Annotated in this window: 23 protein-coding genes; 4 read left to right on the top strand and 19 right to left on the bottom strand. The window is 70.8% G+C overall.

What is annotated here, in order from left to right; genetic code table 11:
• Both HZ992_RS17695 and HZ992_RS17690 read right to left on the bottom strand, forming a co-directional pair.
• Positions 1–3,003, bottom strand: coding sequence for an FAD-binding and (Fe-S)-binding domain-containing protein (locus HZ992_RS17695; RefSeq protein ID WP_209383135.1), 3,003 nt, complete (start codon positions 3,001–3,003; stop codon positions 1–3).
• A complete protein-coding gene (locus tag HZ992_RS17690) occupies positions 3,000–3,692 on the bottom strand; it encodes a GntR family transcriptional regulator (RefSeq protein ID WP_209383134.1) in 693 nt (230 codons plus the stop codon). The genes HZ992_RS17695 and HZ992_RS17690 overlap by 4 nt, the downstream gene beginning before the upstream one ends.
• Before the next feature lie 103 nt (positions 3,693–3,795).
• On the opposite strand from HZ992_RS17690, the gene HZ992_RS17685 reads away from it, so the two are divergent.
• The 4 genes from HZ992_RS17685 to HZ992_RS17670 all read left to right on the top strand — a co-directional run bounded on the left by HZ992_RS17685 (position 3,796) and on the right by HZ992_RS17670 (position 7,306).
• Positions 3,796–5,037 carry a pyridoxal-phosphate-dependent aminotransferase family protein gene (locus HZ992_RS17685; RefSeq protein WP_209383133.1) on the top strand — a complete coding sequence of 414 codons (1,242 nt, stop codon included), beginning with the start codon at positions 3,796–3,798 and terminating at the stop codon, positions 5,035–5,037.
• Between the two features lie 35 nt (positions 5,038–5,072).
• Positions 5,073–6,050 carry a Bug family tripartite tricarboxylate transporter substrate binding protein gene (locus HZ992_RS17680; RefSeq protein ID WP_209383132.1) on the top strand — a complete coding sequence of 326 codons (978 nt, stop codon included), beginning with the start codon at positions 5,073–5,075 and terminating at the stop codon, positions 6,048–6,050.
• A gap of 87 nt (positions 6,051–6,137) precedes the next feature.
• Entirely contained in the window at positions 6,138–6,704 is a 567-nt protein-coding gene (locus tag HZ992_RS17675) for a hypothetical protein (protein WP_245213091.1), read from the top strand.
• Positions 6,701–7,306 (top strand): hypothetical protein, encoded by a 606-nt coding sequence (locus HZ992_RS17670; RefSeq protein WP_209383131.1) that lies wholly within the window; start codon positions 6,701–6,703, stop codon positions 7,304–7,306. Before HZ992_RS17675 ends, HZ992_RS17670 begins: the two co-directional genes overlap by 4 nt.
• A 3-nt stretch (positions 7,307–7,309) precedes the next feature.
• Here the strand turns inward: HZ992_RS17670 and HZ992_RS17665 are convergent, their stop codons facing one another.
• Genes HZ992_RS17665 through HZ992_RS17585 form a run of 17 tightly spaced genes read right to left on the bottom strand, consistent with a single transcriptional unit; the run spans position 7,310 to position 22,837 of the window.
• Positions 7,310–8,671 carry a sensor histidine kinase gene (locus HZ992_RS17665; protein WP_209383130.1) on the bottom strand — a complete coding sequence of 454 codons (1,362 nt, stop codon included), beginning with the start codon at positions 8,669–8,671 and terminating at the stop codon, positions 7,310–7,312.
• A gap of 10 nt (positions 8,672–8,681) precedes the next feature.
• Positions 8,682–10,139 (bottom strand): nickel-dependent hydrogenase large subunit, encoded by a 1,458-nt coding sequence (locus HZ992_RS17660; protein WP_209383129.1) that lies wholly within the window; start codon positions 10,137–10,139, stop codon positions 8,682–8,684.
• A complete protein-coding gene (locus tag HZ992_RS17655) occupies positions 10,136–11,131 on the bottom strand; it encodes an NADH-quinone oxidoreductase subunit B family protein (protein ID WP_371816748.1) in 996 nt (331 codons plus the stop codon). Before HZ992_RS17655 ends, HZ992_RS17660 begins: the two co-directional genes overlap by 4 nt.
• The gene (locus HZ992_RS17650; RefSeq protein WP_209383128.1) at positions 11,128–12,576 is read right to left on the bottom strand and encodes a sigma-54-dependent transcriptional regulator; all 1,449 of its coding nucleotides are present in this window, start codon (positions 12,574–12,576) and stop codon (positions 11,128–11,130) included. The genes HZ992_RS17655 and HZ992_RS17650 overlap by 4 nt, the downstream gene beginning before the upstream one ends.
• The gene (locus HZ992_RS17645) at positions 12,576–14,339 is read right to left on the bottom strand and encodes an enoyl-CoA hydratase-related protein (RefSeq protein ID WP_245213090.1); all 1,764 of its coding nucleotides are present in this window, start codon (positions 14,337–14,339) and stop codon (positions 12,576–12,578) included. Before HZ992_RS17645 ends, HZ992_RS17650 begins: the two co-directional genes overlap by 1 nt.
• The gene (locus HZ992_RS17640; RefSeq protein WP_209383127.1) at positions 14,336–14,854 is read right to left on the bottom strand and encodes a hypothetical protein; all 519 of its coding nucleotides are present in this window, start codon (positions 14,852–14,854) and stop codon (positions 14,336–14,338) included. Before HZ992_RS17640 ends, HZ992_RS17645 begins: the two co-directional genes overlap by 4 nt.
• Positions 14,855–14,875: 21 nt before the next feature.
• Positions 14,876–15,934 carry a hydrogenase expression/formation protein HypE gene (gene hypE / locus HZ992_RS17635; RefSeq protein WP_209383126.1) on the bottom strand — a complete coding sequence of 353 codons (1,059 nt, stop codon included), beginning with the start codon at positions 15,932–15,934 and terminating at the stop codon, positions 14,876–14,878.
• Complete coding sequence (hypD, locus tag HZ992_RS17630; protein ID WP_209383125.1) at positions 15,931–17,070, bottom strand: hydrogenase formation protein HypD; 1,140 nt, start codon at positions 17,068–17,070, stop codon at positions 15,931–15,933. Before hypD ends, hypE begins: the two co-directional genes overlap by 4 nt.
• The gene (locus tag HZ992_RS17625; protein WP_209383124.1) at positions 17,067–17,309 is read right to left on the bottom strand and encodes a HypC/HybG/HupF family hydrogenase formation chaperone; all 243 of its coding nucleotides are present in this window, start codon (positions 17,307–17,309) and stop codon (positions 17,067–17,069) included. The genes hypD and HZ992_RS17625 overlap by 4 nt, the downstream gene beginning before the upstream one ends.
• A 1-nt stretch (position 17,310) precedes the next feature.
• A complete protein-coding gene (locus HZ992_RS17620; protein WP_209383123.1) occupies positions 17,311–18,474 on the bottom strand; it encodes a Kae1-like domain-containing protein in 1,164 nt (387 codons plus the stop codon).
• A 4-nt stretch (positions 18,475–18,478) separates the two neighbouring features.
• Positions 18,479–19,327, bottom strand: a complete 849-nt coding sequence (gene hypB / locus HZ992_RS17615) for a hydrogenase nickel incorporation protein HypB (protein ID WP_209383122.1) — start codon at positions 19,325–19,327, stop codon at positions 18,479–18,481.
• Positions 19,328–19,340: 13 nt separating this feature from the next.
• Positions 19,341–19,688: a hydrogenase maturation nickel metallochaperone HypA/HybF gene (locus HZ992_RS17610; protein WP_209383121.1), complete on the bottom strand. Its 348-nt coding sequence runs from the start codon at positions 19,686–19,688 to the stop codon at positions 19,341–19,343.
• On the bottom strand, positions 19,681–20,760 hold the full coding sequence (locus tag HZ992_RS17605) for a hypothetical protein (RefSeq protein ID WP_209383120.1): 1,080 nt from the start codon (positions 20,758–20,760) through the stop codon (positions 19,681–19,683). Before HZ992_RS17605 ends, HZ992_RS17610 begins: the two co-directional genes overlap by 8 nt.
• A 23-nt stretch (positions 20,761–20,783) precedes the next feature.
• Complete coding sequence (hybE, locus tag HZ992_RS17600) at positions 20,784–21,248, bottom strand: [NiFe]-hydrogenase assembly chaperone HybE (protein ID WP_209383119.1); 465 nt, start codon at positions 21,246–21,248, stop codon at positions 20,784–20,786.
• Positions 21,245–21,475: a rubredoxin gene (locus HZ992_RS17595; protein ID WP_209383118.1), complete on the bottom strand. Its 231-nt coding sequence runs from the start codon at positions 21,473–21,475 to the stop codon at positions 21,245–21,247. Before HZ992_RS17595 ends, hybE begins: the two co-directional genes overlap by 4 nt.
• Complete coding sequence (locus HZ992_RS17590) at positions 21,472–22,368, bottom strand: hydrogenase expression/formation protein (RefSeq protein ID WP_209383117.1); 897 nt, start codon at positions 22,366–22,368, stop codon at positions 21,472–21,474. Before HZ992_RS17590 ends, HZ992_RS17595 begins: the two co-directional genes overlap by 4 nt.
• Positions 22,369–22,393: 25 nt before the next feature.
• Positions 22,394–22,837: a thioredoxin domain-containing protein gene (locus tag HZ992_RS17585; RefSeq protein WP_209383116.1), complete on the bottom strand. Its 444-nt coding sequence runs from the start codon at positions 22,835–22,837 to the stop codon at positions 22,394–22,396.
• Positions 22,838–22,842 lie beyond the last annotated feature (5 nt).

Here is a 22,842-nt window from a genome sequence, read left to right as displayed (position 1 = left end):
TCAAACCAGATGGGCCGCCAGCACACGAGCCACGTGCAGCGACTCGCGGCCCGTGCCGTCTGCGATCTGGTGCCGGCAGCTGGCACCGTCGGCCACGATCCAGGCGTCGCCGGCGGCGCGCACGGCCGGCAGCAGCGAGAGCTCGGCCATCTGCATCGACACCGCATGGTGCTCGGCCTCGTAGCCGAAACTGCCGGCCATGCCGCAGCACGAGGACTCGATCAGCTCGGGCTTCGCGCCGGGAATCAGGCGCAGCACCTCCAGCACAGGCTGCATCACGCCGAAGGCCTTCTGGTGGCAATGTCCATGCACGCGCATCGGCCGGTTGGCCGGCGACAGCGAAGGCGCGAAGCGGCCGGCGCGAGCCTCGCGGGCGAGGAACTCCTCGAAGGTCAGCGCCTGTGCCGCGACGATCGGGGCCGCCTCGCCCAGGCCCATCGCCAGCGCCTCGTCGCGCAGCGTGAGCAGGCACGAGGGCTCCAGACCGACGACCGCGATGCCGCGTTCGGCGAACGGACGCAGGGCTGCGACCAGTGCGCCGGCCTGCGCCTTCGCCTCATCGGCCATGCCGGTGGCGAGGTAGGTGCGGCCGCAGCACAGCGGTTCGCCGCTCAGGCCCGGCACGTGCACCGCGTAGCCGGCCGCCTGCAGCACGCGCACGGCGTCGCGAGCGTTCTCCGTCTCGAAGGCACCGTTGAAGGTGTCGACCCACAACACCACCGCCTTGTCGGCGGCAATCACTTCTGCGGCACTGGCCAGGTGGTACGACGGCGCACTGCGGCGCAGGTTGTCGCGCCGCCAGCGCGGCAGGCTGCGCGCGGCTGCCAGGCCGAGCCAGCGCTCGGACAGTTCGGCGAGCGCCGGCACCCGGTTGCGCAGGTTCAGCAGCCCCGGCACCCGGCTTGCCCAGCGCGCATAACGTGGCAGGTGCGCGATCACGCGGTCGCGCAGCGTGTGGCCGTGGCGCGCCTTGTATGCTGCAGTCGCCTCGATCTTCATGCGTGACATGTCCACGCCGGTCGGGCAGTCGCGCTTGCAGCCCTTGCAGCCGACGCACAGGTCGAGCGCGGCCTTCACCGCCTCGCCGTCGAGCGACTCGCCGCCGAGCTGGCCCGACAAGGCCAGGCGCAGCGTGTTGGCGCGGCCGCGTGTGAGGTGCTGCTCGTCGCGCGTGACGCGGTAGCTCGGGCACATCGTGCCGGCGTCGAACTTGCGGCAGTGGCCGTTGTTGTTGCACATCTCGACGGCCTTCGCCAGGCCGCCGGTGGGGTCGCCGCCGCTGCCCGGCGCGGTGGTGGTCTCGGTGGCGGGGTCGTTCTGGACGTCCCAGGCCGACCAGTCGAGCACGGGCCTGAGCGGGATGGTCCGGTACGTCGGCGGGAAGCGGAACAGCCGCGGATCGTCCATCTTCGGCGGGTCGACGATCTTGCCGGGGTTGAACAGGTTCGCCGGGTCGAGCTCCTGCTTGATGGCGCGGAAGGCGTCGTCGATCCTCGCGCCGAACTGCCAGCCGATCCACTCGCCGCGGCACAGGCCGTCGCCATGCTCGCCGCTGTAGGCGCCCTTGTACTTTCGCACCAGCGCGGCGGCTTCTTCGGCGATGGCGCGCATGCGCATGGCGCCGTCGCGCCGCATGTCGAGGATGGGCCGCACGTGCAGCGTGCCCACCGAGGCATGGGCATACCAGGTTCCACGTGTGCCGTGGCGGCGGAACACCTCGGTCAGCGCATCGGTGTACTCGGCCAGGTGAACCAGCGGCACCGCGCAATCTTCGATGAAGCTGACCGGCTTGCCGTCGCCCTTCAGGCTCATCATGATGTTCAGGCCGGCCTTGCGCACTTCCCACAGCGCCTTCTGCGGGCCTTCGTCGGGCATCTCGACCACGCTGCCGGGCAGGCCGAGGTCGCCCATCAGCTCCACCAACGCCTGCAGCTGCTTCAGCAGCGCACTGCGGTCGTCGCCGCTGAACTCGACGAGCAGGATCGCCTCGGGCGACTTTCCCCCGACAGCGATCAGCGCCGCCTCGATCACCGGCCGGAACGCCGGGTTGGTGCGCGACAGTTCGATCATCGTGCGATCGACCAGCTCCACTGCGGTGGGGCCGAGCTTGACGATGTGCTGCGCCGAGTCCATCGCGGTGTGGAAGCTGGCGAAGTTGACGACGCCCAGCACCTTGGCGCGCGGAAGGGCGCTGAGCTGCAGCGTCAGGCTCTTCGTCAGCGCCAGCGTGCCCTCGGCGCCCACCAGCAGGTGCGCGAGGTTGACGCTGCCGTCGGCCGTGTAGGGCCGCTCGCTCCTGGGCCGGAAGATGTCGAGGTTGTAGCCGGCGACGCGGCGCATCACCGTCGGCCAGTTCGCGTCGATCTCGGGGGCCAGCGTCTCGGCCAGGCCGCGCACGAAGTCGGCGATGGCGCGTTCCTTCGGGCCCAGCGTGGCCAGCGGCCCGAAGGCCAGCTCGCTGCCGTCGGCCAGCCAGGCCTCGATGCCGGCGACGTTGTGCACCATGTTGCCGTAGGCGATGCTGCGGCTGCCGCAGGAGTTGTTGCCGGCCATGCCACCCAGCGTGGCCTGCGCGCTGGTCGACACGTCCACCGGGTACCACAGGCCGTGCGGTTTCAGCTGCGCGTTCAGGTGGTCGAGCACCATGCCGGGCTCGACCTGCGTGCGCCGTGCGTCTATGTCGAGCGAGAGCAGCTTGCGCAGGTGCTTGCTGAAGTCGATCACCAGCGCCGCACCGGTGGTCTGGCCGCATTGCGAGGTGCCGCCACCGCGCGGCAACAGCGGGGCGCCCATCTCGCGCGCCAGCTGCAGCGCGATCGCCACGTCGCGCTGTGTCTTCGGCACGAACACGCCAATCGGCATCGCCTGATAGATCGAGGCGTCGGTGGCGTAGCGACCGCGCGAGGCGATGTCGAACAGCACCTCGCCTTCGGTCTCGCGCGCGAGCCGCCGTGCCAGCTCGGCCTGGTCGGTCAGCACGCCGGGAGGCAGCGGCGCGTTCATGCTCTCACCTTGGCGCCGGCGTCGAGCTGGCCGTTCTTCATCAGCTCCAGCACGGCATCGCGCTTGTGCATCAGGTGCTCGATCAGCAGGGCGCGCAGGCCGGCCGCATCGCGCGCGCCGAGCAGCTCGACCATGCGTTCGTGCTCCTTCACGGCACGCTTCCACTTCGCTTCGTCGAAGTTGGAACGAAAGCGCAGCGCTTGCAGTCGGGCGTTGACGTTGCGCCAGGTCTGCGCGAGCACCGGGTTGCGCGCCGCCGCGTTGATCAGCGTGTGGATCTGCGCGTTGATGCGGTAGTAGGTGGGCAGGTCGCGCCGCGTGAAGGCGGCCATCATCTCGAAGTGCAGCGCGCGGATCTCGGCCAGCTCGGCCTCGGTGATGCGCTGCGCGGCGAGCTCGCCCGACTGGCCTTCGAGCCCGGCGATCACCTCGAAGGTGTCGGCCACGTCCTGCGCCGACATCTGCGCCACCACCGCGCCTCGATTGGGCAGCAGCTCGACCAGCCCCTCGGCGGCGAGCATCTTCAGCGCCTCGCGCAGCGGCGTGCGCGACACGTTCAGCAGCTCGCTCAGCTCACGCTCGTTGAGCTTGGCGCCGGGCGCGATCTGGCCTTCGACGATGCGCTGGCGCAGCCGCACCGCGACCTCCTGGTGGAGCACCTGACGGGGAATGGAAATGATCTCAGCCATGGCTTGGTATGCAATCGGCGGCAGCGCTTTCCCGGTACTATAGGGCCAATTCGCTTGACAAATGCATTTTGTATGCAAAACTGAAAGCTTCCAGGAGCGCTCCATGATCCCCCTCGACCAGCATCCCAGCGGCCGCCACTTCCTGCAGATCCCCGGCCCGAGCCCGGTGCCTGACCGCGTGTTGCGGGCCATGAGCCTGCCCACCATCGACCACCGCGGGCCGGAGTTCGGAAAGCTCGGCCTGAAGGTGCTCGCCGGCACGCAGCAGATCTTCCGCACCCGCCATCCGGTGGCCATCTACCCGGCCTCGGGCACCGGCGCCTGGGAGGCGGCGCTCGTCAACACGCTGAGCCCCGGCGACGCCGTGCTGATGTTCGAGACCGGCCACTTCGCCACGCTGTGGAAGAAGCTCGCCGAGCGGCTCGGCCTGAAGCCCGAGTTCCTCGCCGTGCCGGGCACCGATGCGGCCACCGGGCTGCCCTGGAGTTGGCGCCGCGGCGTGCAGGCCGAGCTGATCGAGCAGCGCCTGCGCGCCGATGCCGGCCACGCCATCAAGGCGGTCTGCGTGGTGCACAACGAGACCTCGACGGGGGTCACCAGCGACATTGCCGCCGTGCGCCGCGCCATCGACGCCGCCGGCCACCCGGCGCTGCTGCTGGTCGACTCGATCTCCGGCCTGGCCTGCGCCGACTACCGCCACGACGAGTGGGGCGTGGACGTCACCATCAGCGGCTCGCAGAAGGGCCTGATGCTGCCGCCGGGCATCAGCTTCAACGCGCTGTCGCCGAAGGCGCTCGCCGCCAGCCAGGGCGCCAGGCTGCCGCGCAGCTTCTGGGCCTGGGACGAGATCGTCGAGATGAACAAGACGGGCTACTGGCCCTACACGCCCAACACCAACCTGCTCTACGGTCTCAGCGAGGCGCTGGACATCATTCTCGAGCAGGGCCTCGAGGCCGTGTTCGCGCGCCACGAGCGCTGGGCCGAGGGCGTGCGCGGTGCGGTGCGCGCCTGGGGCCTGCCCATCCAGTGCGCCGATGCGGCGGTGTACTCGCCCGTGCTCACCGGCGTCATCACGCCGGCCGGCGTGGATGCGGACGCGATCCGCAAGCTGATCCACGAACGCTTCGACCTGTCGCTGGGCACGGGCCTGGGCAAGGTCAAGGGCCGCATGTTCCGCATCGGCCACCTCGGCGACTGCAACGACCTGACGCTGATGGCGGCGCTGGCCGGCGTCGAGATGGGCCTGAAGCTCGCTGGCGTGCCGCTGGCCGGCAGCGGCGTGCAGGCGGCGATGGAGTACTTCGCGTCGCACTCGCAGCAACAGCCGTTGAAGGCCGCCAGCTGAAATCCCCACAGAACACCACGCAGGAGACATCCCCCATGCAACGCCGTTCGATCCTCAAGGCCACCGCCGGTGTGGCCGCCACGCTCGCCGCCCCGCGCGTCTTCGCGCAGCTCTGGCCGAGCGGCCCGATCCGCATCGTCGTCGGTTTCCCGCCGGGCGGCGGCACCGATGCATTGGCGCGCGTGGTCGCCACCAAGCTCACGCAGATGTGGAACCAGCAGGTCATCGTCGAGACCAAGGCCGGCGTCGCCGGCGTGCTCGCCGCCGACTACGTGGCGCAGCAGCCCAGCGACGGCACCACGCTGCTGATGGCGCACATCAACAGCCATGCGCTGGCGCCCAGCCTGCAGCCCAAGCTGAACTACAACGTCGAACGCGACTTCGTGCCCATCGTGCTGGTCGGTGTCACGCCCAACCTGCTGATCGCCAACCCGAAGGAGGAGGCGAAGACGGTGAAGGACATCGTCGCCCTGTGCAGGGCCAAGCCAGGGCAGGTGAGTTTCGGCTCGGCGGGCAACGGCTCGGCGCAGCACCTTGCGCTGGAGTCGTTCAAGCTGCAGGCGAAAGTCGATGCGATCCACGTGCCGTACAAGGGCAGCGGCCCGCTGCTCACCGACCTGATGGGCGGGCAGATCCAGTACAGCTTCGAGACCATGACCGCCGCCACGCCGCACGTGAAGAGCGGCAAGGTGATCGCCATCGCACAGACCCGCACCAAGCGCGCCAAGGGCCACCCGGGCGTGCCGACGATGGAGGAACAGGGCTTCCCCGGCTTCGAGGCCACCACCTGGTACGGCCTGGTCGGCCCGGGCAAGCTGCCAGCGCCGATCGCGCAGAGGATGAACGAGGACGTCAACAAGGTGCTGGCGATGGCCGACGTGCAGGAGAAGCTCGAGACCTACGGCGCCGAAGACGGCGGCGGCACGAGCGAGAAGTTCGCTGCCTTCATCCGTTCCGAGATGGCGAAATGGGCCAAGGTCGTGAAGGACGGCAACATCAGGATCGAGAGCTGATCGCGAGCAGCCCGGCCGCCCGATCCGGGTGATATCTTTGCGATGCCCGCAGATGGGCACCGACCAAGAACCACCCGAGGAGGAACCGTGATCGAACCCCGTAGCTGCCGTCTTGTCGCGGCAGTCGCCGCAGTGCTCGTGATGAGCGGCTGCGCCATGCAGGCGCCCCGTTACCAGCCTTCGCTGGACAACGTCGAACTGATCAAGAAGACCGCCTCGCCGGTGGCACTGGGGGCCTTCAGCGTCCAGCCCGGCGCCGTCGGCGCCCAGTCGATCAGCCTGCGCGGCTCGAGCATGGCCTCGCCCGTAGGTGGCGACTATGCAGCCTACTTGGCCGACGCATTGCGCCAGGAACTCGTGCTGGCCGGCAAGCTGGATGCCAGTTCCAAGCTCGAGATCAGCGGTCTTCTGCTCAAGAATGACATCGCCGCCGGCGGCATCTCGACGAACAGCGGCGAGATCGAGGCGCGCTTCATCGTCAAGAACGCCGGGCAGCAGCGATTCGACAAGATCAAGCGAGTCGAGTCGAGCTGGGAATCGTCATTCATCGGTGGCATCGCCATCCCGAAGGCGCAGCAGCAGTACCCGCTGATCGTGCAGAAGCTGGTCTCCCAGCTGCTGGCGGACGCCGACTTCCAGGCGGCGATCAAGTGAGCGCGCTTCGGTTCCTCGCGCGCAAGTGCGCGCTCGCGGCCGGGCTGTTGCTGGCGGTGCTGGTCACCGGCTGCGCGCATCCGATCTCGCTGAGTCCGGACGTCGCCAGCCTGGCCGGTAGCGGCAAGGCCAAGATCGACCGGAAGATCGGCCTGTCGATCAGCGATGCCGACCGCCAGCGCGAGGTCACCGGGCCGGGCGGCGGCGGCGACAAGGTCAATTATTTCCCGTATCGCGACCTCGAGACCGGCTTGTACATCGCGCTGTCCGAATCCTTCTCTCAGGTCACGCGGGTCAGCGGGCCGACCGACCCGAAGGTCAAGGAGCAGGGGCTGAACTACCTCGCCACGCCGATCATCGTGACGACTTCGTCCTCGCCCAGCATGGTGACCTGGCCGCCGACCCTGTTCACCATCGCCCTGACCTGCACGATCAGCGACGTGCAGGGCAATGCGATCACCGAGTTGCGGGTGTTCGGAGAAGGCCGGGCCGAGTTCGACGAGTTCAAGGCCGACACCTCGCTGTCCGCCCGCCGCGCCGCATCGGACGTGCTGAAGAAGCTGATGACGGCGATCGCGGAGGCCGCGCCGAAGCTGCGCTGACGCTCAAGGCTGGCGCGGCAGTTCGAGCACGAACTCCGCGCCGCCCAACGCATGGTTGCCGGCGCTCAGCCGGCCGCCATGCTGCTCGACGATGCCGTAGCTGATCGACAGGCCCAGGCCGGTGCCCTTGCCCACCGGCTTGGTGGTGAAGAAGGGATCGAAGATGCGCGACAGGTGCTCCGGCGCGATGCCCGGGCCGTTGTCGCGGAAGTGCAGCCGCGCGGTCTCGCCTTCGCACTGCAGCGTGATCCACATCGCCGGCGCCGCGTTCGCCCGCGTGGCCGCGGCGTCGTAGGCGTTCTGCACCAGGTTCATCACCACCTGCAGAAGCTGCCCGGCGTTGCCCATCACCGTGCAGGGCGGGCCGGGCGACCAGTGCACCTCGAACGACGGTGCCGTGCCCTTGCGCACCCAGTGGATGGCGCGCTCGATCACGCCGTTCAGGTCGACCTCGATGCGTTCGCCGCGGTCCATCGCCGAGAAGCGCTTGAGGCCCTGCACGATGTCGGCGGTGCGCTGCGCGCCTTCGAGCGTGCCTTCCATCAGCGAGGGCAGGTCGGCCAGCAGGTGGTCGATGCGCAGCTTCGCACGCAGTTTCACCTGCTCGTCGGCAGGTGTGCCTGCGTGGATCGCGCCGAGGTACTCGCGCAAGCGCTCGCTGTAGCGTTGCAGCGCGTGCACGTTGCCGAGCACGAAGCTGATCGGGTTGTTCAGCTCGTGGGCCACGCCGGCGACCAAGCGGCCGAGAGATGCCATCTTCTCCGAGTGCAGCAGCTGCTGCTGGGTGCGCTTGAGCGCCTCGTGCGCCTCGCGCAGCTGGTGGTAGGCGCGCTTGAGCTCGCCCAGCGGCCGGCCGACGAACACATGGCCGACGCGGTGCCCGGCGGCGTTGTGTCGCGGCGTGATGTTCAGGTCCACCGGCACCGGCTGGCCCTGGGCGTCGCGCAGGTCGATCTCGATCGAGCTGCCGCGCCGCGTGGTGGTGGCCAGCGCGTGGCGGATGTTCTGCACGTTGGTCTCGTCGGCCAGCAGATCCAGCAGCGGCGTGCCGCGCAGCCTCTTCCGCGGCTTGCCGACCAGCTCACGCAGCGCGGCGTTGGTCTCCTCGATGCGTCCGGCCTCGTCGCAGGCGACCAGCACATCGCTCATCGCCGACAGCAGGCTGAAGATGAATTGCTGCGACTGCTCCAGCTGCGCGTTCTTCTCTTCCAGCGCGATCTCGTCCTGCACCAGCTGCGAGTAGACCTCGTCCATCTTCGCGATCACGTCGAGCCAGGCGCTGTCGTCCACGCCGTCGAGCTGGCTCAGCGCCAGCAGCGTCTCGCGGCGCGCGGGTTCGGGGCTCGGGCGGTCTTCACGAGGCATGGCGAGCTCCTCAGTGCACGGTGCAGACCATGCAGGGGTCGAACGAGCGCACGATGTGCTGCACGGCCACCGGCGTGTCCTCGCCGGGCTGCACCGGTGCGCCTTCCAGCGCGGCCTCCAGCGCACCGGGCGTGCCGGAGGCGTCGCGCGGCGAGAAGTTCCAGCTCGTCGGCGCGACGATCTGGTAACGCTCGATGCGGCCGTGCCGCACGCTCACCCAGTGCCCGAGCGCACCGCGCGCGGCCTCGGTCAGGCCCACGCCGTCGGCATCGGCGGGCAGGCGGTCGGCGTGGAAGAAGGGCTCGCGTGGCGCGAGCGCGGTGAGCCACTGTTCGGTCATCGGCAGCACGCGCGCCAGCTCGACCAGGCGCGCCAGCACGCGGGTGTAGACGTTCGCGCCGCAGCGCGCCACCGCATCGCGGATCAGCGGCTGGCCGCTGGCGAGCTGCCGAGCGATGGCGCCCGTCTCCACGACCTCGCCGGAGAGCCGCGGTGCCTTGTTCCAGGTGTAGCCGCCGGGCTTGTCGAGCATGGGCGCGGTGAGGCCTTCGCTCGGGTGCAGCGCCTCGTCACCGGCCAGCCAGGCGTGCGTGGCGTCTTCGCGGATCGCGCCGGTGTCCACCGGCTGCACGCGGCCCAGGCTCTCGTTCCATACGCCGTCGGCCAGCGCGTGCGATCCGTCGGGCTGGCGGTAGGCGCCGAAGCTCAGCGTGCGGCCGGGGCCGCGGCCCAGTGTTTCCAGCTTCAGGTCGGCCGCCAGTGTGAGGAACAGCCGCAGGTCGCCGCGCAGCGGGTCGGCGGCATGCCAGCGCTGCAGCGCGGCCTCGCTGTCGAGCGCGGCGATCTCCTCGAGCGGCGCGCCGAAAGTGGTCGTTTCGAGAAAAGCGCGGAACTCGCGCACCTTGGCCAGCAGCCGGATGCGCTCGGCCGCTTCCACCGCGCGCGCGCTGCCGCCGGGCTGGATGCTCAGCGTGTGCGGCCACTTGCCGCCCAGCGTGCCCATGATCTCGAACCAGCGCTGCCGTGCCGCCACCGCCGCACGCGCATGCTCGCCGGCCAGTGCGGCGAAGCGGCGTGTCGCTTCAGCGAACCAGGGCCGCTGCGCGTACACCGGCCGCGCGAAGTCGGGCATGAAGAACAGGTAGAAGTGCGACAGGTGGTCGGCCAGGTTCTCGCAGGCCAGCATCAGGTTGATGGTGTGAACACCGTTGGGCGGCACCGTCACGCCCGACGCATCGGCAATCGCACGCGCCGCCGCCACCGACTGCGACACCGAGCAGATGCCGCAGATGCGCGGCACGATCACCAGCGCATCCAGCGGTGCGCGACCGGCGAGCATCTGCTCGAAGCCGCGGTACATGGTGGCGTTGACACGGGCCTGCGTCACGCGGCCGTCCGCGATGTCGAGCTGCACTTCGAGATCACCCTCGACGCGGTTGAAGGGGCCGACGATGAGCCGCTGGCTCACTTCAGCCTCGTCTTGCGCACCGCCGGCGCCACCACCACGTGGTCGGCCGTCGCGTTGCTCTTCACCCGCTTCGGCGTGGCGCTCTTCGACAGCGAGGCCAGCGCCACGAACCAGGCCTTGGGCATGTCGGTGGGCAGGCCGATCGGGATGCCGGCGAGCTTGGGCGTCTGGTGGAAGGCGTGGCCGGGGTCCTGGAAGCCTGGCTCGGTGCAGCTGATGCAGGCGTAGCCGCCGCGCGTGCAGGAGCCTTCGCCGTTCCACAGCCGCGTGTTGCAGTCGGCATGCGCCTGCGTGCCCTTGCAGCCCATGTTCTCCATCATGCAACCCAGGTCCGAGGGCTTCTCGGCACTGGCCTTGAACTCGTAGTACTCGTTGCGCGTGCAGCCGTGGTGCACCAGTTGGTCGGCATAAAAACGCGGCCGGTTCAACGGGTCGAGATCGTCGGCAACGAACAGCTTCGCGGCCAGCGCCATCAGCGTGTCGACCACCCAGCCGGGGTGCGTGGGGCAGCCGGCCACGTTGATGACCGGCAGGCCGCCGCGCGCGACGAAGTCGGCGCCGAGCAGGCCGCCGGGGCGGTCGCCGTCGTACTGCAGGCCGCAGGCGTCGGTGATGTTCGGGCCGGTGGCGGTGATGCCGCCCCAGGCGGCGCACGAACCCACGGCGACGACGTGCGTGGCCACCGCAGCCAGCGCGCTCACCCAGTCGATCATCGGCACGCCGGTGCCGGCGAGCACGTGGAAGCGGCCGGTGCCGTTCGGCCCGCGCAGCAGCGAACCTTCGATGCAGAGCACGTCGAGCCGGGTGCGGCCGTCACGGCAGTCTTCGAGCAGCGCAACCAGCTCGCGGCCGCTGGCCAGCGACAGCGACGGGTGCCACAGAAGATCGATGCCGCCGGACTTCAGCATCGCCGGGAAGTCGGCCGTGTCGGCGCACAGCAGCGACATGCTGCAGCCGCCGCAGCCGCCAGACTGAAGCCACAAGACGTTCACGATTTGTCCTTCGCGTCTTCCAGGCCAAACCGCTGCAGCTTGGCGCGCAGGCCCACTCGCGACAGGCCCAGCTCCTGCGCGGCGCGCGTCTTGTTCCAGCGGTGCCGCAGCAGCGTCTCGCGCAGCACCATGGCCTCGATCGAATCGAGGCGTTCGGCCAGCGTGCCCGTGGCGGGCAGTGCGTGGCCGTTCATGCCTTCGGCGTGCGCGCCGGCCTGCCCATTGAGCAGCTTGCGCGAGAAGGCCGCCGCATGCAGCGCCGGCCCGTCGCGCAGCGCCAGCGCGCGGGCGATCTCGTTGCGCAGCTCGCGGATGTTGCCCGGCCAAGGGTAGCTCACCAGCACCGCGCGCACGTCGTCGTCGAAGGCCGCCGCGGGCAGGCCGAGCTCGGCGGCCACGTCGACGAGCAGCCTCTCGGCGATCGGCACGATGTCGCCCGGCCGCTCGCGCAGCGGCGGCATGGCCAGCGTGATGCCGGCGATGCGGTAGTACAGGTCCTCGCGGAAGCGGCCGCTGCGCACGTCGGCTTCCAGGTCGCGGTGCGTCGCGGCGATCACGCGCACGTCAACCGGGATCGAACGCGTCGAGCCCACCGGCCGCAGCTCGCCTTCCTGCAGCACGCGCAGCAGCTTGACCTGGAAGGCCGGCGAGGTCTCGCCGATCTCGTCGAGGAACACCGTGCCGCCGTGCGCACGCTGGAACAGGCCGACGTGGTCTTCCACCGCGCCGGTGAAGGCACCGCGCTTGTGGCCGAAAAGCTCGCTCTCCAGCAACGTGTCGGGGATGGCCGCGCAGTTCTCCACCACGAAAGGCCCGACGTGGCGCGGGCTGGCGTAGTGGATGGCGCGCGCCATCAGCTCCTTGCCGGTGCCCGATTCACCCAGCACCAGCACCGACAGGTCGTGCCGCGCCACGCGCCGAGCCATCTCGCACACCGCGTCCAGCGGGCTGCCCGGTGCGCGCACGATGCGGTCGAAGTCGAAGGTATTGCGCGCCTGCGCCAGCCGCGCCTGGCTCTTCGCGCGCAGCGGCGGCGTGCCGTTGCGCAGTTCGATGTCCAGCCGTGCCAGGCCATGCTGCAGCGTGCGCGCCTCGGCGGCGCTGCGCACCGTCTGCAGCAGGTGGTCGGGTACCCAGGGCTTGAGGATGTACTGGTAGATGCCGGCCTCGTTGATGCCGGCGATGATGTCTTCGCTGTCGGTGTAGCCCGAGATGACGATGCGCACCGAGTCCGGCCAGCGCTCGCGCGCCTCGCGCAGGAACTCCACGCCGGTGACGCCGGGCATGCGCTGGTCGCACAGGATCACGTCGACCTCGCGCTGCTCGAGCTGCACGCGCGCCTCCTCGGTGCCGCCGGCGGTGAGGACGTCGAAGTCTTCCTCCAGCGTGCGGCGCATCGCGTCCAGCGAACGCTGCTCGTCGTCGATGAGCAGTACGGTGGGCATCACGGGCGATGCAGCGCCAGATGCCGCGGCGTCCACGCATGCGGCTTGCGCGTCACGAAGTGGTGCCGCGCCACGTGGTAGCTGGGGTCGAAGCCGTAGAAGTTGCGGTGCATCTGCTGCAGTTCCTCGTCGCGGTACGCCGCCAGGGGCTTGCGCGACTCGTCGTCGTCTCGCTGGCGCTGCTTGGCAGCGATGCGCTCGGCGTGATTGTGCGCTGCGGCCAGCGCGGCGGCCTCGGTGGCGGCCCGGGGGGCGAGCGACACGGCGTCGTCGGCGAGCACGGCGTCGACGAGCCCGAGCGACGCCGCCTCGCGGGCCGACATCGGCAGGCGCCCCTGCATCACCCGCTGAGCAACTTCGGCAGCGCGCGCCGCGCCCACGCGTCGTGGCAGCGTGTAGGTCCAGTACTCGGAGCCGTACAGGTTGCCCATGTTCTTGTAGTGCGGATTCAGCACCACGCCGGCATGTGCCCAGACGAGGTCGGCCGCGAAGGCGAGGTAGCAGCCACCGGCACCGGCGTTGCCCGACAGCATCGCCACGGTGAGCCGGTGAGTCATCGTCAGCAGTTCCAGCACCACGTCGTCGATGGCCTGGATGTTGCGCCACGAGGAGTCCGCCGCGCTGTCGCCGGCGTCGTGCGCGCCGGCCTCGATGTCGTGCAGGTGGATGCCGTTGCTGAAGAAGTCGCTGCCGCCGGCGAGCACCAGCACCTGGGTGTCGCGCGTGCGCACCCAGCGCAGGGCGTCGCGCAGGCGCTCGCATTGGCGCGTGGACATCGCGCCGTTGTGGAAGTCGAAGCCCAGCCAGCCCACCCGTGCGCCTTGCTGGCCGGTCTCCGCATAGTGCAGTTCGTCCCACTCGCCGGCGTCGCGCAGCAGCGGCACATCGAGCTCGGGCAGCGTCGTGCACGCGTCTGCGAAGGCCCGCGTGGCGGCGAGCTTGAGGGCCGGGCGGTCGCCCCGCGCCTCGACGCGCACATGGCCGATCCACACGGCGCCGTCGACGGTGCGGCGCAGCAGCGCCGGGCCGCGCTTCGCGACCACTGCGCCCGCTGCGCCGGCCGGGGCACGTGCCAACGTGGCGGCAGTGGCGGGGTGTGCATCGTGCAGCCGGCAGTTCTGGCCGAACAGTGCGTCGGCGATGCCGGGGTGGCCGTCGGCGCTGCGGATCTTGCGCAGCACGCTGGCACTGTCGTCTTGCGACCAGTCGATGGCCCGCGCCGATGCCGGTACCGGACCTTGCCATCCGCCCAGCAACGGTGGCAGCGCAGGCGGCGACGCTGGCCCGCTCGCACCGGGTTGGAAGCGGCCCAGGGCATCGAGCACGGCATCGACCGCGGCCCGCGTGATCTCCTGGCGGTACAGGCTCGCCTTCGTGGCGTCCTTTCGAAGCGAGAGGTCCTGCCAGGCCCACACCGGGCCGGCGTCGAAATCGCCGGTGGCCTGCAGCACCGTCACGCCGCCCTGCGCATCGCCGCGCAGCACCGCCCAATCGAGTGCCGCGGGGCCGCGGTCGCCTGGCGGGCCTGGGTGCACCACCAGGCAGGGCCGCACCGACCACACCGACTCCGGGATGCGCCGCTTCAGGAAGGGCGCGATCACCAGGTCGGGCCGGGCCAGCGCCACCGCCTCCTCGGTCACCGCATCGGAGATGTCCAGCTCCACCGTGGCCTCGTGACCGGCCTCGCGCAGCACGGTGAACAGGCGCTGCGTCAGCCCGTTGAAGGCATGGGCGAGCAGCAGCAGGCGCAGGGGGCGGCTCATGGCCCGTGCGCGATCTCGCGGCTCAGGCGATCGGCCAACTTGCGGCCCATGTGGACGGACAGCGTGTCCTTCAATGCCGCCAGCGCCAGCGCGAACTGCGCAGCATTGGCCGCCTCGCGCAGCGGGGCGGCCATGCGAATCGCGTCGGGGCCGTAGTGCGGCGCCAGCGTCGTCAGCGCACGGGTGCGCGCCGCGGCGAGATCCGCGGGGATCAGTTCGGCCGGCGGGGCTGGCGCGGGCTTGGGCGGCGCGGCCACCGGAGGCGCGGCGACGGCAGGCGGCGGCGCTGGCCGGGATGGGCGCGGCGCCACGGCCACCTGCTCCAGCAAGCCGGCGCCGACCATCTTCACCAGTGCCTGGTCGGGGTCGAAGCCGACCCGCGCGGCGAGTTCGGCCACCGTGAGTTCGCCGTTGACGAGGATCAGCAGCCCGCGCGTGCGCGCGTCCAGGCCGAGCGCGCGGCCACGCACTTCGGCGTGCCCGGCGGCGGTCTTGCGGAAGACTTCGCGCTGCATGCCCGGTCTCCGGCCCTCCGGCTAGCAGATGCGCGGCAGCGGTTCGCCGCTGAGCCAGTCCACCACACGCCGGCCGCCGAAGGCCGTGGCCATCTGCACGAAGCGCTGCGGGTCTTCGGTGACCGTGCCGATGCGCGCGGCGTCGCGCCCCAGCGGGTGCGAGCGCAGCGCCTCCAGCGCACCGTCGGCCACCGCCGCGTCGCACACGACGATGCACTTGCCCTCGTTGGCGATGTACAGCGGGTCCAAGCCGAGCAGTTCGCAGGCGGCGTTGACCTGCGGCTTGATCGGGATGGCCGCTTCCTGCAGCAGCATGCCCACGCCCGACTGCCGCGCGATCTCGTTGAGCGTGGTGGCCAGGCCGCCGCGCGTGGGGTCGCGCAGCGTGCGCACGCTGCCTTCGGGCACGGCGGCGAGCAGGCGGGCCACCAGCGTGTGCAGCGCGGCGGTGTCCGACTCGATGGTGGTCTCGAACTCCAGCGACTCGCGCTTCGACATCACCGCCACGCCGTGGTCGCCGATGCTGCCCGAGACGAGCACCGCGTCGCCCGGCTTCGCGTTGCGGCCGCTGACGCTGCGCCCGATAGGCACCACGCCCACGCCGGTGGTGGTGATGAACACGCCGTCGCCCTTGCCCTGCTCGACCACCTTGGTGTCGCCGGTGACGATGGGCACGCCGGCCTCGCGCGCTGCCGCGGCCATCGACTCGACGATGCGCTTCAGGTCCGCCAGCGCGAAGCCTTCCTCGAGGATGAAGCTCGCACTCAGGTACAGCGGCGCGGCGCCGAGCATTGCCACGTCGTTGAGCGTGCCGTGCACCGCGAGGCAGCCGATGTCGCCGCCGGGGAAGAACAGCGGCGAGATCACGTGGCCATCGGTGGCCATGACGATCCGGTGGCCGGCCGGCACCGGCAGCAGTGCGCCGTCGTCGCCCTGCCGCAGGTACTCATTGTCGAGGGCGCGCGCGAACAGCTCGTCGATCAGCTGCGCCGAGGCGCGGCCGCCGGCGCCGTGGTTCATGTCGACGCGGCCGTGCTTGAAGTCGATCGGCCGGATGTAGTCCTTCTTCACGCTGCTCATGCCGCCACCACCGGAATGTCCCTGAAACGCCCGTAGGTGTAGTGCGCCGCACAGGCGCCCTCGGATGACACCATGCACGAACCCATCGGGTTCTCCGGCGTGCACACGGTGCCGAACAGCTTGCAGTCGGTGGGCCGCTTCACGCCGCGCAGGATGGCGCCGCACTGGCACTGCTTGTGGTCGGGCACGCTCTTGTAGACGAGGCCGAAACGCTTCTCGGCGTCGTATCGCTCGAAGGCCGGGCGGATCTTCAGCGCGCTGTACGGCACCTCGCCGAGGCCGCGCCACTCGAAGCTGCTGCGCAGCTCGAACACCTGCGACACCACCGCCTGCGCGGCGAGGTTGCCGTCGCGCGTGACGGCGCGGGTGAACTCGTTCTCCACCTCGGCGCGGCCGGCGTTGACCTGGCGCACCAGCATCAGGATCGCCTGCATCACGTCCAGCGGCTCGAAGCCGGCGATCACCACCGGCTTGCGGTACTCCTGCGCGAAATGTTCGTAGGGCCGCGCGCCGATGACGATGCTCACGTGCGCCGGGCCGATGAAGCCGTCGATCGGCACCGTGCCGTACTGGCGCACCTCGGGCGACTCGAGGATGTGCGTGATAGCGCTGGGCGTGAGCACGTGGTTGCACAGCACGCTGAAGTTGGCGAGCTGCTCCGCCTGCGCCTGGCGGATCACCAGCGCGGTGGGCGGCGTGGTGGTCTCGAAGCCGATGGCCAGGAACACCACCTCGCGGTCGGCATGCTCGCGGGCAAGCTTGAGCGCGTCGGCGGCGGAGTACACCATGCGGATGTCGGCGCCGCGTGCTTTCGCGCGCATCAGCGACAGGGTCTCCGAGGCGGGAACACGCATCACGTCGCCGTAAGTGCACAGGATCACGCCACGTTCCAGCGCCAGCGCAATGGCCTGGTCGATGCGGCCGATCGGCAGCACGCACACCGGGCAGCCGGGGCCGTGGATCATGCGCAGGTGCGCCGGCAGCAGCTCGGCGATGCCGTAGCGCGAGATGGCGTGCGTGTGGCCGCCGCAGAACTCCATGAAGTGGTAGCGGCGCCCCGTGTCGGCTTCGTCGGCGATGCGCTGCGCCAGGCCACGCGCCACCTCGCCGTCGCGGAACTCGTCGATGTACTTCATGCGGCGCGCTCCGCCAGCTTGCCTTGCGCCGCCATCTCGGCGAACAGCGCCAGCGTCTTCTCCGCCTCCTCGGCATCGAGCAGGCCGATCGCGTGGCCGACGTGCACGATGACGTAGTCGCCGACCTTGGCCTCGGGTGTCAGCGCGACCGAGACCGTCTTGCGCACGCCGCCGAGTTCGACCACGGCGTTGTCGGCGTCTTGCAGTTCCACCACTCGGGCGGGCAGGGCGAGGCACATGTCAGTGTTCCAGTTCGAGAGCGTCTTGCGGGATCGATGCCGACGCGGCATCGGCCACGGTGCAGGCGGCGACCCAGGCCTGGCCGAGCGCGAGGCCGGCGTCGCCGCAAGGCGTGTCTTGCGGTGCGTGCACCGCCAGGCCGCGTGCCTGCAACTGCGCGGCCAGGCGCTCGGTGAGCACGCGGTTCATGAAGCAGCCACCGCCGAGCACCACCGTGTCGGTGTCGTGCTGCTGCGCGGCCTGCACCGCAGCATCGGCCAGGCCATCGGCCAGCGCGTGATGGAAGTGCAGCGCGGCGCGGCCGATCGCGGCGGTTTCGTCGCGCGGCACCTCGAAGGCGTCGCCCACCACGCCGCGCAGGTCCAGCGAGGGCGCGAAGGGCACGCCGTCGTGGCGGCGTTCGAGCGCCTGCGCGGCAGCACGTTCCAGCGCGATGGCGGCCTCGGCCTCCGCTCCTTGCTTGACGCTCAGGCCCAGCGCGCCGGCGGCGGCGTCGAACCAGCGGCCGGCGCTGGTGGTGCTCGGGCAATTCAGGCCGCGATCGAGCATGCTGCGCAGCAGGCGGGCCGGCTGCGTGCCAACGATCGGGGCGAAGCGCCGCTCGATCTCGTCGCCGCGGCCCAGCGCATGCAGCACCGCGGCGGCCAGGCGCCAGGGCTCGCGTGCGGCCACATCGCCTCCGGGCAGCGCCAGCGGTTGCAGGTGGGCGATGCGCTGCCAGCGGTGTGCCGCTTCGCCGCCATCGACCCACAGCACTTCGCCACCCCAGGCCGTGCCGTCGCTGCCCAGGCCCACGCCGTCGAGCGCGAGGCCGATCACCGGCCGTGCCAGGCCCTGCTCGGCGATCACCGCGGCGATGTGCGCATGGTGGTGCTGCACGGCGATGGCCGGTACGCCGAGGCGCCCGGCAAGCCCGACGGCCAGGCGCGTGCTGTGGAAATCGGGGTGCAGGTCGTGCGCGATCGCGTCGACCGGGTCGCCGGCGAGAAGGGCATCCGCGGACGCGTCGAGCGCACGGCAGGCATCGGCTTCGCCCAGGTCGCCATGCAGCGCCGACCAGGCCACGCGCTCGCTGTCGAGGCGCGCCGCGCGGTTCTTCAGGAACGCGCCGCAGGCCAGCACGCGGGCCGGTGCCGGGCGGGGCAGCGCGTGGTGGCCGGTCATCGATTCAGTCCTGCGGGTGTAGGAGCCACTCGACCCAGGCGTCCAGGCCCGCGCCGGTCTTCGCCGACACCAGCAGCACCTCGATGCCCGGGTTGACGCGGCGCGCGTACTCGATGCACTTCGGCACGTCGAAGTCGAGGTAGGGCAGCAGGTCGGTCTTGTTCAGCACCATCAGCTTCGCGGCGGCGAACATGTCGGGGTACTTCAGCGGCTTGTCCTCGCCCTCGGTGACCGAGAGGATGGCGATCTTGGCCGCTTCGCCGAGGTCCCACATTGCCGGGCACACGAGGTTGCCGACGTTCTCGATGAACAGCAACGACTCGGCGTGATGGTGATCGTGCGCGTGATCGGCGGTTCCGGGCTCATGCGCATGCGAATGCCCGTGCAGGTCGAGCCGCCCGAACGCATCGGCCACCATCTGCGCATCCAGGTGGCAGCCTTTGCCGGTGTTGACCTGGATCGCGCTGGCGCCGGTGGCGCGGATGCGGTCGGCGTCGTTGCTGGTCTGCTGGTCGCCTTCGATCACGGCCAGCGGCAACGCGGGTGCATGCTGCTTCAGGTGTTCGATGGTCGCGCACAGCAGCGTCGTCTTGCCCGAACCCGGGCTGGAGACGAGGTTGTAGGCGGTCACGCCGTGCGACGCGAAGTGCGCGCGGTTCGCTGCCGCGATGTGGTTGTTCTCGCCGAGCACATCGGCCTCGAGCTTGATCGCACGGGCCTGGCTCATGCCGGGCACCGACACGCGCGCAGCACCGGCGCCGTAGTGCAGGTCGCCGGTACTCGCATTCACGGCGACGTGAGCCTGTTCCGGATGGGTGGCGGTGGGGTTGGCGCAGCCGCAGACGACGCACATCGGTCGTTCTCCTTCAATCGTCGTGCACCAGCAGGTCGAGCACGCGCAGCTCGGTCCCGCCGGTGGGTTGGATCTGGTGCCCGCCGCACGAGGGGCAGGGGTCGGTGCGCGAGGCGATGCTCACGCTGGCGGCGCAGCGCATGCACCAGGCGGTGCCGGCCGGCTCGTCGATCTCGATCTGCGCGCCTTCGAGGCAGGTGCCCGGGCTGACGGCGTCGAGTGCGAAGCGCAGTGCGCGCACCTCCACGCCGGCCAGCGCACCGGCCTCCAGGCGCAGGTGCGAGACGCGCTTGAAGTGGTCGCGCGCCTGCGCGTCCTCGACGAGCCTGACGATGCCGCCGGCCAGGCTGAGCTCATGCATGGGCCGGCTCCATCGAGTGCACACAGTCGATGTCGAACTCGACGCAGGGGTCGAAGGCAACGGCGGCACGCGCTGCCTGATCAGAGCGATCGGGGCCGTGCAGCGCGGCCAGAGCCTGAGCCAGCAGACCTCGCGGATGGAAGTTCCACTCTGTGGGTGCGAGCACGCGGCAATCGGCCACGCGCGGGCCGCCCGGCGCATCTTCCAGCCGCACCCAGTGCACGAGCAGGCCGCGCGCCATCTCGGTCCAGGCGACGGCCTCGCCAGCCGCCAAAGGCAGCGCGCCTTCGGCCAGCCAGTCGCGCCCATCCGGTGCGGCCAGGCGCAGCACGTCGACGAAGCGGGCGATCAGGCGCATCCATGCATTGTGGAGCGGCAGCGGCGCGGGGTCGATGACGCGTGTCCAGGGGCCGGTCTCGGCGGGCTCGCCCTGCCAGTCGGGACGGGCGCAGAAGTCCGCCTCGGTGCGCAGGCGATGGGCGAGCAGGGGCATCGAGGCCAGGGGTTGATCGAGCAGGCGCAGCGGTCGAGCAGGCGTGTCCAGCGACAGCAGGCCATTGGCCTGTGTCCGCAGCAGCCGGGCTGTCGCGGTCTCGGTGCGCGCGCTCCAGTGCAGCGCCCAGCCGCCGGGGGCGGTCTCGTGCTCCTGCAGCCAGTCGGCGACCGGCATCGCCAGCCAGTGGTGGGCCAGCCAGCCGGGCAGCGCCTCCATCTGCTCGGCCGGTGCCATGCTGTCGCGCCACAGCGGGCAGCTGCGCAGCAGCAGCACCGGCTCGGCGGCCGGCGCGCCGGGCAGCAGCCGATGCCAGTCGTGCGCGATGCGCAGGATCTGCTCACGTGCCGTGGCGGCCTGAAGTGCCGTGCGCTCGTCGGCCCTGGAGACCGCGCGCTCGCCCATCGCCGCGGCGACGGCGCGCTTCGCGGTGCCACGGTGGGCATGGGCGCACAGCGTGAACAGCGCGCCCAGCGTGCCGGGCAGGTCGCCAGCCGGGCGGCCGCGGGCCAGCAGGGCCGCCTGCATCGGCCGGCTGCTCTCGATGGTGGGCAGCGGCGCGCCGGGTCGCAGACGCATGCGTCCGGCGAGGCCGCCGGGGTTCACGCCGCCACTCCCGAGCGGCCGAGCAGGAAGCCGCGTCGTGCGGGTTGCGCCGGCGCGTGTTGCGCGGCGCGCAGTTCCTTCAAAGCCTCTTGCGCGGTGGCCACGGCCGCGGCGTGGTTGGCGAACTCGAACATCGGCGAGAACAGCGAGCAGGCCTCGAACGCGCCCACCCCGGGTTCGAAGGCGCCGATGAAGTCCAGGCGCCGAAGGCCGATGTCGCGTGACGCGACAGCGCGCACCGCCAGCGGCGGCAGGTCATCACGCAGCGGCAAGCGCAGCAGGTTCATGAACCAGGGCGTCACCAGCACGCCGATCGCATGGCTGCCGTCCTCGCTGATCTCGAAGCCGACCGCCTGCACGTCCAGGCGCGGGTTGAGCACCGGCACGCCGTCCATGCGCGTGGCCGCGATGTGGCGGAACGCCGCCTCCAGCGCCTGCAGCCGCGTGGCCAGCGAGATCATGCGGCGTCCTGCAGCACCATGAACTGCTCCGCCGCACCGTCGCACTGCGGGCAGCGCCAGTGCGCGGGCAGGGCGGAGAAGGGCGTGCCGGGCGCGATCTGCCAGACATCGTCGCCCAGCGCCGGGTCGTAGACCCACCAGCAGATCTTGCATTCGAGCCGGGCGCCCGCGGGCAGCCGGGCCGCGTCTCCGAGGTAACTGCCCTCGAAGCCGGGAACGAAGCTCATGCCTGCTCCACCCACTGCAGCACTTCGCTCAGCCGCTCGTGCGTGTCGGCCAGGTCTTCCTTCGCGGCGCAGGCCACCTCGGGCAGGGTGCTGACCTCGATGGCGTTGAGGATCACCTTGTCCTGCGAGTTGTAGTAGACGACGCGCCAGGTGTTCGCCGCCAGCGTGTTGGTGATGCGGCAGTTGCCGTAGCCGCGCGACAGGATCACCACGCGGCCGGTGCCGAGCTGGTGGTCGATGTGCGCGATGTCGTCGGGCGAGAGCGGGAGCAGCGTGAGGTTGACGACATGCGCGTCCTGCCCAGGCATCCAGCGCTCGCGCTGGTCGGCGAGCTCGACGAGGATCGTCGGCACGTTGACCATCTGCGCCGGCAGCGGGCCGGGCGGCGTGCGCGGGGCCTGTGCGTCGTCGCGCGCCGCCTCGATCAGCGCCGCGGGGATCGCGCCGACCTCGATGTGGTCGTGCAGCGCACCGTCGTCGTCGATGGCGAGCACGCGCCACACGCCGGCGAACACCGACTCCTGCACGCGCACGCGTACCGCGTCGGCGCCGAAGCTGCGAGTCTCGGGCCGCGCCAGCACCTGGGCACTGACCTCGCCCTCGCCGAGCACCTGGTTGACCAGCGCGAGTTCGTTCGCCGGCAGGCCGCCGAGCGGGATCGGCGCCACCATTTCACCGCGCAGGGATGCGGCCACAGCGTCGATCACCGCCTGCAGCACCTGCGTCGCGATGGCGTGGCCGGCCAGCTCTTCCGGCTCGGGCAGCACCGGCGGGCGGTAGGTGTCCATGCCGCTGGGCATGGGCATGTAGTCCAGCGTCTCGTCTTCGGGCTGGCTGCCCGGGCCGAGGGCAGCGACCACCGGGATGGGGAAGGGGCGGGCGTTCGGGTTCATCGTGGGGCCTCGGGCTCGTCGGGGATCAGTGGCAGGACGGCGCGCTGTTCGCGCTCACCACCGGGATGCCGATGGTCGGTGCACGCGAGGTGGGCTGCGCCAGCGCCGACCCGACGAGCTGCACGTACTCCGTCCAGTCGTGCATGCCGGCCAGCGTCGTGACGTATTGGCCGTCGCGCAGGAACACCAGCGCCGGCCAGCGCTGCGAGCCGAAGCGGCGCGCGATGGCCTCCTGGCTGTCCAGCGGCACCACGCCGACTTCGAATCGGCCGGGCAGCGCCGCTTGCAGCTCGGGCAGCACCACGGCCACGTCCAGGCCCTCGGGGAACTGCACCGGGTCGCCGCTGAGGAAGATCACGCGGTCGCCGGGCTGAGCGACGAAGGCGTCCAGCGTGTCGGGCTCGACGCGCTGCGCGCCGCGCTCGTCGATGAGTCGCTGCAGCAGCGGGGGCAGGGTGGAAGCGGACATCGGGG

Source organism: Rhizobacter sp. AJA081-3 (assembly GCF_017795745.1).
GTDB lineage: Bacteria > Pseudomonadota > Gammaproteobacteria > Burkholderiales > Burkholderiaceae_C > Piscinibacter.
This window is presented reverse-complemented; position numbering and strand designations above follow the sequence as displayed.

Coding starts and splice junctions, on each gene's coding strand:
- HZ992_RS17695 (WP_209383135.1), bottom strand. CDS start 3,003: ATGAACGCGCCGCTGCCTCCCGGCGTGCTGACCGACCAGGCCGAGCTG.
- HZ992_RS17690 (WP_209383134.1), bottom strand. CDS start 3,692: ATGGCTGAGATCATTTCCATTCCCCGTCAGGTGCTCCACCAGGAGGTC.
- HZ992_RS17685 (WP_209383133.1), top strand. CDS start 3,796: ATGATCCCCCTCGACCAGCATCCCAGCGGCCGCCACTTCCTGCAGATC.
- HZ992_RS17680 (WP_209383132.1), top strand. CDS start 5,073: ATGCAACGCCGTTCGATCCTCAAGGCCACCGCCGGTGTGGCCGCCACG.
- HZ992_RS17665 (WP_209383130.1), bottom strand. CDS start 8,671: ATGCCTCGTGAAGACCGCCCGAGCCCCGAACCCGCGCGCCGCGAGACG.
- HZ992_RS17650 (WP_209383128.1), bottom strand. CDS start 12,576: ATGCCCACCGTACTGCTCATCGACGACGAGCAGCGTTCGCTGGACGCG.
- HZ992_RS17645 (WP_245213090.1), bottom strand. CDS start 14,339: ATGAGCCGCCCCCTGCGCCTGCTGCTGCTCGCCCATGCCTTCAACGGG.
- HZ992_RS17640 (WP_209383127.1), bottom strand. CDS start 14,854: ATGCAGCGCGAAGTCTTCCGCAAGACCGCCGCCGGGCACGCCGAAGTG.
- hypE (WP_209383126.1), bottom strand. CDS start 15,934: ATGAGCAGCGTGAAGAAGGACTACATCCGGCCGATCGACTTCAAGCAC.
- hypD (WP_209383125.1), bottom strand. CDS start 17,070: ATGAAGTACATCGACGAGTTCCGCGACGGCGAGGTGGCGCGTGGCCTG.
- HZ992_RS17625 (WP_209383124.1), bottom strand. CDS start 17,309: ATGTGCCTCGCCCTGCCCGCCCGAGTGGTGGAACTGCAAGACGCCGAC.
- HZ992_RS17620 (WP_209383123.1), bottom strand. CDS start 18,474: ATGACCGGCCACCACGCGCTGCCCCGCCCGGCACCGGCCCGCGTGCTG.
- hypB (WP_209383122.1), bottom strand. CDS start 19,327: ATGTGCGTCGTCTGCGGCTGCGCCAACCCCACCGCCACCCATCCGGAA.
- HZ992_RS17610 (WP_209383121.1), bottom strand. CDS start 19,688: ATGCATGAGCTCAGCCTGGCCGGCGGCATCGTCAGGCTCGTCGAGGAC.
- HZ992_RS17605 (WP_209383120.1), bottom strand. CDS start 20,760: ATGCGTCTGCGACCCGGCGCGCCGCTGCCCACCATCGAGAGCAGCCGG.
- hybE (WP_209383119.1), bottom strand. CDS start 21,248: ATGATCTCGCTGGCCACGCGGCTGCAGGCGCTGGAGGCGGCGTTCCGC.
- HZ992_RS17595 (WP_209383118.1), bottom strand. CDS start 21,475: ATGAGCTTCGTTCCCGGCTTCGAGGGCAGTTACCTCGGAGACGCGGCC.
- HZ992_RS17590 (WP_209383117.1), bottom strand. CDS start 22,368: ATGAACCCGAACGCCCGCCCCTTCCCCATCCCGGTGGTCGCTGCCCTC.
- HZ992_RS17585 (WP_209383116.1), bottom strand. CDS start 22,837: ATGTCCGCTTCCACCCTGCCCCCGCTGCTGCAGCGACTCATCGACGAG.